Source organism: Dyella ginsengisoli LA-4 (assembly GCF_000334915.1).
Classification (GTDB): Bacteria; Pseudomonadota; Gammaproteobacteria; order Xanthomonadales; family Rhodanobacteraceae; genus Dyella_A; species Dyella_A ginsengisoli_A.
This window is the reverse complement of the sequence record NZ_AMSF01000021.1, coordinates 15,807-27,513: the sequence shown is the minus strand read 5'-3', so window position 1 is coordinate 27,513 and position 11,707 is coordinate 15,807. Positions and strand designations below refer to the sequence as shown.

The window sequence follows — 11,707 nt, the reverse complement described above, 5'->3', positions numbered from 1 at the left end:
ACTCAATGACACCCATCGTGCGCTCGGCGCCCGCATGGTCGATTTCGGCGGCTGGGACATGCCGATCAACTACGGCTCGCAGATCGAGGAGCATCACGCCGTACGCGGCGACGCCGGCATGTTCGACGTCTCGCACATGACGGTGATCGACCTGCACGGCCCGCGCACGCGTGAGTTCCTCCGGCGCCTGCTGGCCAACAGCGTGGACAAGCTGAAGGTCGCCGGCAAGGCGCTGTACTCGTGCATGCTCAACGAGCGCGGCGGGGTGATCGACGACCTCATCGTCTACTTCTTCGACGATGCGCACTACCGGCTGGTGGTCAACGCGGCCACCCGTGCCAAGGATCTGGCCTGGATCGAGGCGCAGGCTCAGGCGTTCGACGTGGCCGTGAAGGAACGCCCCGAATTCGCGATGATCGCGGTGCAGGGGCCGAACGCCCGCGGCAAGGTCATCGGCCTGCTCGCCGAGGGCGACCGTCCGCGTATCGAGAAGCTGGGCAAGTTCGCGGCCGCCGCGGCGCCGGGTCCGCACGGCATGCCGCTGTTCGTCGCGCGTACCGGGTACACCGGCGAAGACGGCTTCGAGATCATCGTGCCGGAAGAGCACGCCGTGGCGCTGTGGCAGGCGCTGGTCGACGCCGGCGTGAAGCCTTGCGGCCTGGGTGCGCGCGACACCCTGCGGCTGGAGGCGGGCATGAATCTGTATGGCCAGGACATGGACGAGGACGTCTCGCCGTGGGAAGCCAACCTCGGCTGGACCATCGCCCTCGACGAGGGTCGCGACTTCATCGGCCGCACCGCGCTCGAGGCGCAGAAGGCCGAAGGCGTGAAGCACGTGATGGTCGGTCTGGTGCTGGACGACAAGGGCGTGCTGCGCCACGGCCAGAAGGTGCTCACCGCGCAGGGCGAGGGCGAGATCCTCTCGGGCAGCTTTTCGCCGACGCTGGAAAAGGCGATCGCCTTTGCGCGCATCCCGGCCGGTGAGCCGGGCGACATCCGCGTGGACATCCGTGGCCGCGAGCTGCCGGTGCGTCTGGTGAAGTATCCGTTCGTGCGCGACGGCAAGCCCTGCGAGGGCATCTGACTCCCTGCCGTCGGGGCGACTCGGCGGCATCGGGCGCGCGCGCTAGAATCGCCGCGTCCACCTTCCTCCCACTCCAACGACTGGACCCGATCATGAGCGAGATTCCCGGCGATCTGAAATTCCTCAAGTCCCACGAATGGGCCCGCGTCGAGGACGACGGCCTGGTTCGCGTGGGCATTTCCGACCATGCGCAGGCAGCGCTGGGCGACCTGGTTTACGTCGAGCTGCCCGAGGTCGGTGCCAGCGTGCAGGCGGGCAATGGCGTGGCGGTGGTCGAATCGGTGAAGGCCGCTTCGGACATCTATTCGCCGGTGTCCGGCGAGATCGTCGAGGTCAACGAGGCGCTTGCCGACAAGCCCGAAGTGATCAACGAAGATGCGTTCGGCGATGGCTGGCTGTTCGTCGTGCGTCCGAGTGATCGTGCCGAACTCGACGAGCTGCTCTCTGCGGACGCCTATGCCGAGCAGCTCGAGAACGAAGACCACTGACGAACGTTTCCATCTTCGTTTCCACGACGGCCGCGCGAGCGGCCGTCGTCGTGTCTGGACGCTGGTGGCGTCGTGCCCGGAAAAATTTTTTTCCGGCGAACGAGATGTCGGTCGTCTCCCATTCATCCATTTCCCTCGGGCACCCGGGGAGGCTGTCGGGAGAAAATATGCAGTGCGTGCGAAGCCGGGTTCCGTCTTGAATCCACTTACGGATATGAGCGCAAACCTTTATACGGCGCGGCTTTCGGCGTATTTCGCCGAATTTCATCGAATTTTATATGGACGTCTATACGTCTTTATTGGAGCGTCGCATTTTTCCGCAAGGCCTTGTGTGGCGGGGCTTTTGGGCGACCGGGAAGGGGGGCTGGGGGGCATTTCCGACCGTTCAAAATCAATTGACAGTTGAAATCTTCGGGAATAGCTTTCGCACCAGATTCTGGGGAACAGGTGCTATGTCGGCAGTGAAGTACGTACAACCCTATGTCGAGCACGGCGAGAAGGCCGGTGCGGTACGCAAGATCACCGTCTCGATTCCACTTCACGTGCTGCGTCTTCTGTCCGACCTTCGCACCCACCGCCAGGTGAACAATCTTCGGCACGCCACCAACAGCGATTTGCTGGTCGAGGCGTTCCTTCACGCTTTTACTGGGCAACCACTGCCAACTGATGAGGAGCTGAGACGAACCATGGCCACTGCCAAGAAAACCGCTGCAAAGAAACCGGCCGCCAAGAAGGCCGCCAAGAAGTCCACCGTGAAGAAAGTCGCCGCCAAGAAGCCGGTGGCGAAGAAGCCGGCCGCCAAGAAGGCTGCCGTGAAGAAGGTCGCCGCCAAGAAGGCGGCTCCGAAGAAGGCTGCCGCCAAGAAGCCGGCCGCCGCCAAGAAGACCGCCGCCAAGAAGACCGCGGTGAAGAAGGTTGCCGCGAAGAAGGCTGCGCCGAAGAAGGTCGCTGCCAAGAAGGCCGCTCCGGCCAAGGTGGCCAAGGCCACCAAGACGGCCAAGGCCAAGAAGTAAGTCGCTACATAACTAGAAAGTCCGTTCGAATTTGTTTCCCCGCGGTGCCCAGCGCGGGGAAGCCCTTCGAAAGCGATTCGTCCCGGCCATGCGCCGGGATGCTTCGTTCTGGGGTCGGGAAAAGCCGTTCCGGGCCTTTTGCCGCGGCGGGTGCTGCGCCCGTTTGCCGTGACTCCGCAATGCGGTTACCTTTCGCTCATCCGCGCCGCGCCGCACCTGGGGGCAGGTCGTCGCTCCTGGATTTACGGGGGGAAAAAGCGCGGGTATCTGATGCCACTCAGCGAGAGATCATGGATACCCGAATCAAACTCGAGGCGCGTCGTCGTGCGCGCGGGGCCGTACGGCCCGTCACACTGGCCGCCCTGGCCATCATCGTCGTCCTGGCCGTTGCCTCCTGGTTCCTGGTGATCCAGCCGCACGAGGAGATGCTGTTGTCCGATGCCGGCGGCCATCCGTCCAGCCCGGTTACCACCAATACGGTGCAGGCACCGCCGCCGGCCAACGTGGAGGCGATGGGCACCGACCAGCTGCTGTCCGAGGCCCGCAAGGCGATGAACGACCAGCGCTATCTTGCGCCGGCCGGCAACAACGCCTTCGAGTTCTACCTCAAGGCACTGGAGCGCGAGCCGGGCAATCCGGTGGCGACCGACGCGCTGCGCGAGACCTTCCCGTTCGCGGCGAGCGCCGCCGAGCAGCAGATCAATGCCGGCAACTTCAGCGAGGCTCAGCGCGAGATCGACCTGCTCGCGAAGGCCGATCCGGCCAACTACACGCTGACGATCCTGCGCTCGAAGCTGGATGCCCAGCGCAAGGTGGTCGACAAGGCCCAGCAGGATGCTGCCGACCAGGCGCGCCAGCAGCAGCTTGCCGCGCAGAAGGCGGCCGAAGAAAAGGCGGCCGCCGACAAGGCGGCGGAAGAGCAGGCGGCGCAGGTGGCGACGGCGACGGCGACCGCCAGGCCGGCAGGGCCGGCGACCGCGCAGAAGCCCGCCAGCACGCCGGACCAGACCGCGCAGGTTGCACCGGTACAGCCGACCTTGACGCCGGCGGTACTCATCCGCAGCGTGCAGCCGCGCTATCCGACCCAGGCGCAGCGTTCGCGTACCGAAGGTTTCGTAGTGCTCTCCTTCACGGTCAAGCCCGACGGGCACACTGCGGACATCAAGGTCGTCGAGGCGCAGCCGCGGCATGTCTTCGAGCGCGCGGCAATCGATGCGGTGGACCGCTGGGAGTTCAAGCCGGCGACCCGTAATGGCGAGCCGGTCGACAGCACGGTCACCAACCGCATCAACTTCAAGCTCTGACGCGTCACGAGGGTTGAACGGAAACGGCCAGCAGGCGACTGCTGGCCGTTTCTTCATCCGGGGGTGGGGACATCGACCTTGGTGGCCGACCCAGCGATCGCCATCAGCGACGATGGTGCCGTCGGGGGCCGTGTTTCCGTTCCGGCTTCTGCGGTGGCGGTGGACTCTCCAGTCCCGCCCAGTCCACGTGCGGCAGGCCAAGCAGGCGATCGAACATCATCGGCATCAGTCCGGAGGGCGCTGCCCCGGCCGAGTTCCACATGGTCACGATGCCCACGTGATACTTGGGAAAGAAGCCGATCATGGTGCGATAGCCCTGCACCGCGCCGGCGTGGAAGATCAGCGTCTCGCCGCCATAGGTGAACACGCGCCAGCCCAGCGCGTAGTGCGCCTGGGTGATGCGTGCGCGGCGCCATGGCGTGGAGTGCATTTCCACGGGCGTCGCTACGCCGGGGGCATGCAGCACCTCCAGCAGGTCCGCGGGCAGCACATCGGGCCGGCCCCCCATCTGGGCGATCAGCCATTTCTCCATGTCGCGCAGGCTGGCGTTCACGCCGGCAGCAGGCGCGACGCGGTAGTAGGCCTCCTTCGGCTCGAACGGGCGCCACTCGCCGTGACCGGCGGGTCGATGGGGGCGCGCCCAGCTCGGGCTGGCCTCCAGCGCGGCGCGCCCGTAGCTCGCTGTCTTCATGCCGAGCGGGTAGAAGATCCGCTTGTCCACGAGGCGATAGAAGAAGTCCCCTGTCTCGGTGTAGATCACGTCGCCGATCAGGCTGAAGGCGACGTTCTGGTAGCCGTAGCACTGGCCCGGGCCACAGGCCATGTCCACTTCGTCGAGCTTGCGCACCAGCTCTTCGTAGGGGACATCGTCCTCGAGCATGTTGTCGTAGGTGTTGCGCGGCAGGCCGGCACGCTGGCCAAGGATGTCGCCGACCGTGACCTGCTCGGCCGCCTGCATGTCCTTGAGCTTGAAGAACGGTAGTACGTCAATCAGCCTGGTGTCCCAGCTCAGCTTGCCGTCGCGTACCAGCAGCGCGGTGAGCCCGGTGGCGAAGGCCTTGGACAGCGAGGCGAGGCGGAACACCGTGTTCGGCTGCACCGGCGCCTTGGTGGAGGCATCGGCGTAGCCCATGGTGTATTCGAAGGCCACCTTGTCATTGACCACCACCGCGGTCGCCAGGCCCGCCACCGAATGGCGCCGGCCCAGTTCGTCCAGCCAGTGCCGGTAGTCGCCGAGGGCGGCCTTGACCCGCGCTGGCGGTATCTGGGCGGACGGCACGTTGCTGACCACCCGGGTGGCCGGATCCTGTCGAGGTGGGGCAGCGACGGCGGGCGTAGCGACGGAGAGGGCCAGCGCGCTGGCGAGGGCGAGGGTCAGGGGACGGAACGGCATGCGGCTCGAGGATGTGCCCGGCAGTGCTGCCGGAGGTGGGAAGAACGGGGGGCTTCCGGCAGGCGCCGGTCATGCTTCTGATCGCCGGATTGTCGGCGAGTTCGCGCCCGGCCACAACGAAACCCGGGGTGCACGAACAGGCGGGAGTCAGCCTCCAGGCGGGAGTGTCACCGCCGGCTTCAGTGCTCCATGCCGAGCAGCAGCGCGCTGGCTCGCTCGGCGATCATGATCGTCGGTGCGTTGGTGTTGCCCGTGGGCAGTTCCGGCATCACCGAGGCGTCGACCACGCGCAGTCCGTCGATGCCGCGCAGGCGCAATTCGCTGTCGACCACGGCGCCGGCATCCCGGCCCATCCGGCAGCTGCCGACCGGGTGGTAGACCGATTCGGCCTTGCGGCGGATGAAAGCCTCGAACTCGGCGTCGCTTTCCAGCGCCGTCTCCGGGAACACCGGTTCGCCCCGGTAGGGATCGAAGGCGGCCTGGGCGAGGATGTCGCGTGACAGCTTCGCCGCCTCGATCATCCGTGCCAGGTCGTGGCCCTCGCCGTCGCCCAGGTAGTTGGCGTGGATCGCCACCGGGCGCGCGGGATCGGCCGAGCGCAGGCGCAGCCGGCCGCGGCTGCGCGGATGCAGGTAGCAGGCGTGCAGGGTGTAGCCGTCGCCGGGCAGGCGGTGCCGGCCGTGGTCGTCGAGCAGGGCAGGTACGAAGTGGAACTGCAGGTCGCAGCGCTCGTCGGCGGCCAGCCGGCTGCGCAGGAAGCCGCCGGCCTCGGCGATGTTCGACGTGCCCGGGCCCTGCCGGGCGATCAGGTAGCGCAGTCCGGCGGCGACTTCGTTCAGATGGTCGTAGGTGACCGGGCGGGTACTGCCCACCAGGGTGCAGATGTCCAGGTGATCCTGCAGGTTGCCGCCAACCTCCGGCCGGTCGAGCACGACGGGAATACCGTGCCCGCGCAGGTGGTCGGCCGGGCCGATGCCCGACAGCATCAGCAGATGTGGCGAATTGATCGCACCGGCCGCGAGCAGTACCTGGCCGGCATCGATGCGCTGCGAGCCGCTGCCGTTGCGCAGCTGCACGCCGACCGCGCGGTCGCCCTCGATGAGCACGCGCTCGACCAGCACTCCCGTGCGTACCTCCAGATTGGTGCGGTCGCGCACCGGGCGCAGGAACCCGGCCGCGGTGGAGCAGCGTGCGCCGTTGCGCTGGGTGACCTGGTACAGGCCGAAGCCGTCCTGGCGCTCGCCGTTGAAGTCGTCGTTGCGCGGATGGCCGGCCTGTCCCGCGGCCTCCAGCAGGGCGTCCGAGAGCACGTTGTGGTGGCGCAGGTCCGACACGCCGAGCGGCCCGCCGGTGCCGTGGCGGGCGTCTGCGCCGCGCGTGTTGTCCTCGCTCAGCCTGAACCAGGGCAGCACCTGGTCCCAGCTCCAGCGCGGATCGTCCGTCGCCTCGGCCCAGCGGTCGTAGTCGCCGGGCACGCCGCGGATGTAGCACATCGCGTTGATCGAGCTGGAGCCGCCCAGGGTCTTGCCGCGCGGCCACCACAGGCGCCGGCCGAGCAGCTGCGGCTCGGGCTCGGTGTGGTAGTCCCAGTTCACGCTGCGCACCTTGACCAGCCGCGCCAGGCCCGCCGGCATGTGGATCAGCGGGTTCCAGTCGCGCGGTCCGGCCTCCAGCAGCAGTACCCGTGTGTTCGGATCCGCACTCAGGCGGTGGGCCAGCACGCAGCCGGCCGAGCCGGCTCCCACGATGACGTAGTCGTAAGCCATTCCCGTTCCCCCGTGCCCCCGCAGGGAGCTGATGACCCCATGCTAGTCTTTGCCGGACCCACGCTGGAACACCCCTTGAGCGCATCTCCCAATCACGCTGCCAGGCTGGGTACCGCCTCGGCCCTGTCTGCACTGGCCTTCTTTTTCCTGATGACGTCGTACTACATCATCCGGCCGGTGATGAACCAGCTCGGCGGTGCCGTGGGTTCGCAGTCGCTGCCGCTTTTCTACGGTGCGGTGTTCGTGGTCATGCTGGCGCTGACGCCGGTATTCGGCCTTCTGGTGGCGCACTTCCCGAGGCGCCCCTTGCTGTCCTGGAGCTACAGTTTCTTCATCCTGTGCCTGCTGGCCTTCGTGCCGGCCTTCCTGGCGCAGGATCGCCTCGGCGCGCGCAACCTGGGCGTGGTGTTTTTTGTGTGGGTCAGCGTGTTCAACCTCTTCGTGGTGTCGCTGTTCTGGAGTTTCATGGCCGACATCTTCTCCAGCGTCGAGGCGCGCAAGGCGTTTTCGCTGATCGCACTGGGTGGCATGGCCGGTGCCGTCTTCGGTCCGCTGCTGACCAAGCTGCTGCTGCAGCTCATCGGTGTGCCGCCGCTGCTGCTGGTGTCGGCGCTGGCGTTGGGTGCGTCGCTCGGACTGCTTCTGCTGTTGTCGGCCAGGGACGGGAGGGAGCGGCAAAGTCGCGGTGACCAGGTGATCGGCGGCTCGCTGTGGGCGGGCCTGCGCGCAGTGTGGGCCCAGCCGTTCATGCGCTACATGGCGCTGTTGATGCTGTTCGGCGATGGCATCGGCACCCTGGCTTATGCACTGGTGGCCGACTACGCCAAGGCGCATTTCACCGGCGTGGTGGCGCGCACGGCGTTCTACAACAACCTGGACCTTGCCACCAACACGCTGGGGGCAGTGCTGCAACTGAGCGCCACGCGATGGCTGCTGATCCGCCTCGGTCCCGGCTGGGGGCTGGTGGTGCCATCGGTGGTGAACGTGCTGCTGCTGGTCGTTCTGGCGCTGGCCGGTTCCGACGGCAGTGTCATCGTGTTCGGCTCGAGTGTGTCGCTGTTGGCGTTGACGATGGTGATCACGCGCGGCTTTGCCTACGGCATGACCAAGCCGGCCACCGATGCGCTCTACACGCGGGTATCCCGCGAAACCCGTTACAAGGGCAAGAACTTCGTCGAGACGGCCGTCTGGCGATTCGGCGATGTGGTGGTCACCAGTGCGGTCAGTGGCCTGCGCATGCTCGGCCTCGGCGTCGGTGGCCTGGCGCTGCTCGGCGCGGGTGTGGCCTCGATGGCCACCTGGGTAGCCACCCGGGCCGGCTGGTCGGCCGATCTGGCGCCCGATGAGCCGGCCGGGCCGAGTGCCGAGGGGACCGCGGCGGGGTAGGCCGCGCGCTCCCATTGCGGGCTCACCCGGTGATGTAGCGCTGCAGTTGTTCGATCTGCTCGGCCTGCTCGTCGATCACCGCCTTGACCAGGTCACCGATCGAGATCACGCCGGCCACGCGGCCGTCTTCGATTACTGGCAGGTGCCGGATCCGGCTGTGCGTGCACAGGCGCATGCATTCGAGCACCTCGGTCTCCGGGGTCACCGTGATCGGTTGTGCGCTCATGATCTCGGACACCGGGGTGGACGCCGAGGCGCGCCCCTGCAGGATCACCTTGCGTGCGTAGTCACGTTCGGAAACGATCCCTTCCAGCCGCTCGCCGTGCATCACCAGCAGGGCGCCGACGCGGCGCTCGGCCATCATCCGGATCGCCTCCAGCACCGGTGTCTCCGGCGCCACGGCGTGCACCGCGTGACCCTTGATCTCCAGCAGATGCTTGACCTGGTTCATGGTCGCCTCCCGGGCTTGGATCTGTGCCGAGTCTAGCGCCGCCGAAGCCCTGCGGTGTGGTGGCGTCGTGAATCGCCTCAGCGGTCGCCGTCGACGCGCTCCTGCACGAAGTACAGCGGGCGCTGCTTGGTCTCGGTGTAGTTGCGGCCCAGGTACTCGCCGATCACGCCCAGCGCCAGCAGCTGCACGCCGCCGAGGAACAGGATCACTACCATCAGCGTGGGGTAGCCGCGCACCGGGTCGCCCCAGATCAGCGCCTTGGTGAATACCCACGTGCCGTAGACGAAGGAGACCGCTGCCGCGGCCACGCCGATCCAGGTGGCCAGGCGCAACGGAGCGCTGGAAAACGAGGTGATGCCCTCGATCGCCAGCTGGGTCAGTCGCCAGTAGTTCCATTTGGTGTCGCCGGCGAAGCGCGGGTCGCGCTGGTAGCGGATGGCGGTCTGGCGGAAGCCGATCCAGGCGAACAGGCCTTTCATGAAGCGCTGCCGCTCGCGCAACGTGCCCAGTGCGTCCAGCGCGCGGCGCGAGAGCAGGCGGAAATCGCCCGTGTCGCGGGGCAGCGGCGTGTTGGAAAGGCGCTCCATGGTCCGGTAGAAGGCCGCCGCGGTGAAGCGCTTGAGGCGGCTCTCGCCGGCGCGGGCGCTGCGCGTGGCGTAGACCACGTCGTAGCCGGCCTGCCATTGCTCGATCAACGCGGGGATCAGTTCGGGCGGATCCTGCAGGTCGGCGTCGATGACCACGGCGGCGCCTTCGGTGACCGCGTCGAGTCCGGCGGTGAGCGCCGCCTCCTTGCCGAAGTTGCGCGACAGGCACAATCCGGTCACGCGCGGGTCCGCGCAGTAGCCTCGGATCAATTCCCAAGTGTTGTCGCGGCTGCCGTCATCGACGTAAAGAAGCCGCCCCTCGAGCTCGAGGCCATCCAGCACGGCCAGCGCGCGGGCATGAAACGCGTCGAGCACGCTCGATTCGTTGTAGGCGGGGACGACGATGGTCAGTTCGGTCATGGGAAAGGCAGCTCGGGTCGACACGGCATGCTATGCACTGGCCCGCCGCTGGCCAATAGAGGAGGTCAGTGCCGGCCGGTATTGGCGGGCGGGCGTTCGCTGTCCAGGTATCCTGGCCCGCCCAGTCTTTCCATTTGCTTTTCGATCCAGTCCACCCGGCGCTGCACATAGGCACTCGGACGGTCGACGTGGAACCGGCGCGGGCTGGGCAGTACCGCGGCGAGGCGTGCGGCCTGTTCCGGACCGAGGTGCGCGGGCGGCACGTGGAAGTAGGTGTCGCTGGCCGCTCCCACGCCGTAGATGCCGTCCCCGAGCTCGGCGATGTTCATGTACACCTCGAGGATGCGGCGCTTCGGCCAGGTGGCCTCGAGCAGCACGGTGAAGTAGGCCTCCAGGCCCTTGCGCACGAAGCTCCTTCCATTCCACAGGAACAGGTTCTTGGCCGTCTGCTGGCTGATCGTGCTGGCGCCGCGCAGGCGCCGGCCGTCATCGGCGGCGTCGATCGCGTCCTGGATCTGGTCGAAGTCGAAGCCGTGGTGGAACGGGAACTTCTGATCCTCGCCGGCGACCATCGCCAGCGGCACCCACGAAGAGACCTGGCTCCAGGGCACCCAGCGGTGACGTAGGTGGAAATCCTTCTCGCCGTGCACCCAGGTGCTGACCTGCCTTTCCATCATCACCGCCGAGGTCCACGGCGGAACGAAGCGCAGCACCAGCACGAACAGCCAGCTGAGGGCCACCCAGGCCAGGGCGAGCAGGCCAAGCCAGCGCAGCAGGCGGCGTAGTGCGGTTCGTGTAGGCATGGACAGCAGCTTGGCGCGAAAGCGTCGAGTATAAGGGGCGCCTGTGGAGCGGCCGTTGAGGCGGCGCTCGCCAGCCCCATATTGCCGGGTTCAACGAATGACGAGGCTTCCCGTGGAAACGATTCTGGTCGAAGACGTGCTGCACCGCTTCCTGCTCGAGCGCGCCGGCGTGCGTGGCGTGCTTGTGCGACTGGGGCCGGCCTGGCGCGAAGTCGCCGGACGGGCCGACTATCCCGCCTCCCTGCGGGCACTGCTGGGTCAGTCGCTGGCCGCCAGCGCGCTGCTGACGGGCAACATCAAGCTCGACGGCGCGCTGTCGATCGAGCTCAAGAGTTCCGGTGCCCTGCGCCTGCTGTTCAGCGAGTGCACCGACCAGGGCCGCCTGCGCGGCCTGGCGCGGTGGAGCGATCCGGTGCCGGAGCCGCTTGCGCTGGCAGACCTGCCCGGCGCGGTGATGGCGATCACCATCGGCTCGGCCGAGCGCGGCCAACGCTACCAGGGTCTGGTGGACCTGCATCAGCCCGATCTGGCCCGCTCCCTGGAAGCCTATTTCGTGCAGTCCGAGCAGTTGCCGGCACGCATCGTACTGGCCGCCGATGGCGAGCATGCCGTTGGCCTGATGCTCCAGCGCCTGCCGGGCGAGGGCGGGCACGATGCGGTGCAGGACGAGGACGCGTGGTCGCGCATCGAGCACCTCACCGCCACGCTGGGTGCGGACGAAATGCTGGCCACGGCACCCGAACAACTGCTGTACCGGCTCTACCACGAGGAAAACGTGCGCCTGTTCGAGCCGCGTCCGCTGGCCTTCGGCTGCAGCTGCACCCGCGAGCGGGTGTCGGCCATGCTGCGCGCACTGGGGCGCGAGGAAGTGGAGGCGGCGCTTGCCGCGCGCGACGGCGAGATCGAGGTGATCTGCGAGTTCTGTGCCCAGCGCTATACCTTCGATCGCATCGACGCCGAACATCTGCTGAGCAGCCCGGGCGGCAGCCAGCCGTCGACCACGGCGCAGTAA

The 11,707-nt window shown here is 67.3% G+C and carries 11 protein-coding genes; 6 read left to right on the top strand and 5 right to left on the bottom strand.

Translation table 11 applies throughout. The annotated features are described in order from the left end of the window. The 4 genes from gcvT to C693_RS0106565 form a co-directional block, all read left to right on the top strand. A partial coding sequence (gene gcvT / locus C693_RS0106580; protein WP_017461462.1) for a glycine cleavage system aminomethyltransferase GcvT occupies positions 1 to 1,084 on the top strand: 1,084 nt, incomplete at its 5' end. Positions 1,085 to 1,176: 92 nt separating this feature from the next. Beyond that, positions 1,177 to 1,572: a glycine cleavage system protein GcvH gene (gcvH, locus tag C693_RS0106575; protein WP_017461461.1), complete on the top strand. Its 396-nt coding sequence runs from the start codon at positions 1,177 to 1,179 to the stop codon at positions 1,570 to 1,572. A 278-nt stretch (positions 1,573 to 1,850) separates the two neighbouring features. Beyond that, entirely contained in the window at positions 1,851 to 2,585 is a 735-nt protein-coding gene (metJ, locus tag C693_RS24445) for a met regulon transcriptional regulator MetJ (protein WP_345775574.1), read from the top strand. A gap of 290 nt (positions 2,586 to 2,875) precedes the next feature. After that, complete coding sequence (locus C693_RS0106565; RefSeq protein WP_017461459.1) at positions 2,876 to 3,889, top strand: energy transducer TonB; 1,014 nt, start codon at positions 2,876 to 2,878, stop codon at positions 3,887 to 3,889. A 103-nt stretch (positions 3,890 to 3,992) separates the two neighbouring features. On the opposite strand, the gene C693_RS21275 is transcribed toward C693_RS0106565, so the two are convergent. Both C693_RS21275 and C693_RS0106555 read right to left on the bottom strand, forming a co-directional pair. Then, positions 3,993 to 5,282 carry a serine hydrolase domain-containing protein gene (locus C693_RS21275; RefSeq protein WP_052329360.1) on the bottom strand — a complete coding sequence of 430 codons (1,290 nt, stop codon included), beginning with the start codon at positions 5,280 to 5,282 and terminating at the stop codon, positions 3,993 to 3,995. A gap of 179 nt (positions 5,283 to 5,461) precedes the next feature. Beyond that, positions 5,462 to 7,048 carry a GMC family oxidoreductase gene (locus C693_RS0106555; RefSeq protein WP_017461457.1) on the bottom strand — a complete coding sequence of 529 codons (1,587 nt, stop codon included), beginning with the start codon at positions 7,046 to 7,048 and terminating at the stop codon, positions 5,462 to 5,464. 75 nt (positions 7,049 to 7,123) lie between these two features. On the opposite strand from C693_RS0106555, the gene C693_RS0106550 reads away from it, so the two are divergent. Then, the gene (locus C693_RS0106550; RefSeq protein ID WP_017461456.1) at positions 7,124 to 8,434 is read left to right on the top strand and encodes an NTP/NDP exchange transporter; all 1,311 of its coding nucleotides are present in this window, start codon (positions 7,124 to 7,126) and stop codon (positions 8,432 to 8,434) included. Between the two features lie 22 nt (positions 8,435 to 8,456). Here the strand turns inward: C693_RS0106550 and C693_RS0106545 are convergent, their stop codons facing one another. The 3 genes from C693_RS0106545 to mtgA form a co-directional block, all read right to left on the bottom strand. After that, positions 8,457 to 8,885, bottom strand: coding sequence for a CBS domain-containing protein (locus C693_RS0106545; RefSeq protein WP_017461455.1), 429 nt, complete (start codon positions 8,883 to 8,885; stop codon positions 8,457 to 8,459). Positions 8,886 to 8,962: 77 nt separating this feature from the next. Continuing rightward, a complete protein-coding gene (locus C693_RS21270; protein ID WP_017461454.1) occupies positions 8,963 to 9,892 on the bottom strand; it encodes a glycosyltransferase family 2 protein in 930 nt (309 codons plus the stop codon). A gap of 65 nt (positions 9,893 to 9,957) precedes the next feature. Beyond that, complete coding sequence (mtgA, locus tag C693_RS0106535) at positions 9,958 to 10,695, bottom strand: monofunctional biosynthetic peptidoglycan transglycosylase (RefSeq protein WP_017461453.1); 738 nt, start codon at positions 10,693 to 10,695, stop codon at positions 9,958 to 9,960. Between the two features lie 97 nt (positions 10,696 to 10,792). Between mtgA and C693_RS0106530 the strand changes: the two genes are divergently transcribed. Continuing rightward, positions 10,793 to 11,707 (top strand): Hsp33 family molecular chaperone HslO, encoded by a 915-nt coding sequence (locus C693_RS0106530; RefSeq protein ID WP_052329359.1) that lies wholly within the window; start codon positions 10,793 to 10,795, stop codon positions 11,705 to 11,707.

Coding starts and splice junctions, on each gene's coding strand:
- gcvH (WP_017461461.1), top strand. CDS start 1,177: ATGAGCGAGATTCCCGGCGATCTGAAATTCCTCAAGTCCCACGAATGG.
- metJ (WP_345775574.1), top strand. CDS start 1,851: ATGGACGTCTATACGTCTTTATTGGAGCGTCGCATTTTTCCGCAAGGC.
- C693_RS0106565 (WP_017461459.1), top strand. CDS start 2,876: ATGGATACCCGAATCAAACTCGAGGCGCGTCGTCGTGCGCGCGGGGCC.
- C693_RS21275 (WP_052329360.1), bottom strand. CDS start 5,282: ATGCCGTTCCGTCCCCTGACCCTCGCCCTCGCCAGCGCGCTGGCCCTC.
- C693_RS0106555 (WP_017461457.1), bottom strand. CDS start 7,048: ATGGCTTACGACTACGTCATCGTGGGAGCCGGCTCGGCCGGCTGCGTG.
- C693_RS0106545 (WP_017461455.1), bottom strand. CDS start 8,885: ATGAACCAGGTCAAGCATCTGCTGGAGATCAAGGGTCACGCGGTGCAC.
- C693_RS21270 (WP_017461454.1), bottom strand. CDS start 9,892: ATGACCGAACTGACCATCGTCGTCCCCGCCTACAACGAATCGAGCGTG.
- mtgA (WP_017461453.1), bottom strand. CDS start 10,695: ATGCCTACACGAACCGCACTACGCCGCCTGCTGCGCTGGCTTGGCCTG.
- C693_RS0106530 (WP_052329359.1), top strand. CDS start 10,793: ATGACGAGGCTTCCCGTGGAAACGATTCTGGTCGAAGACGTGCTGCAC.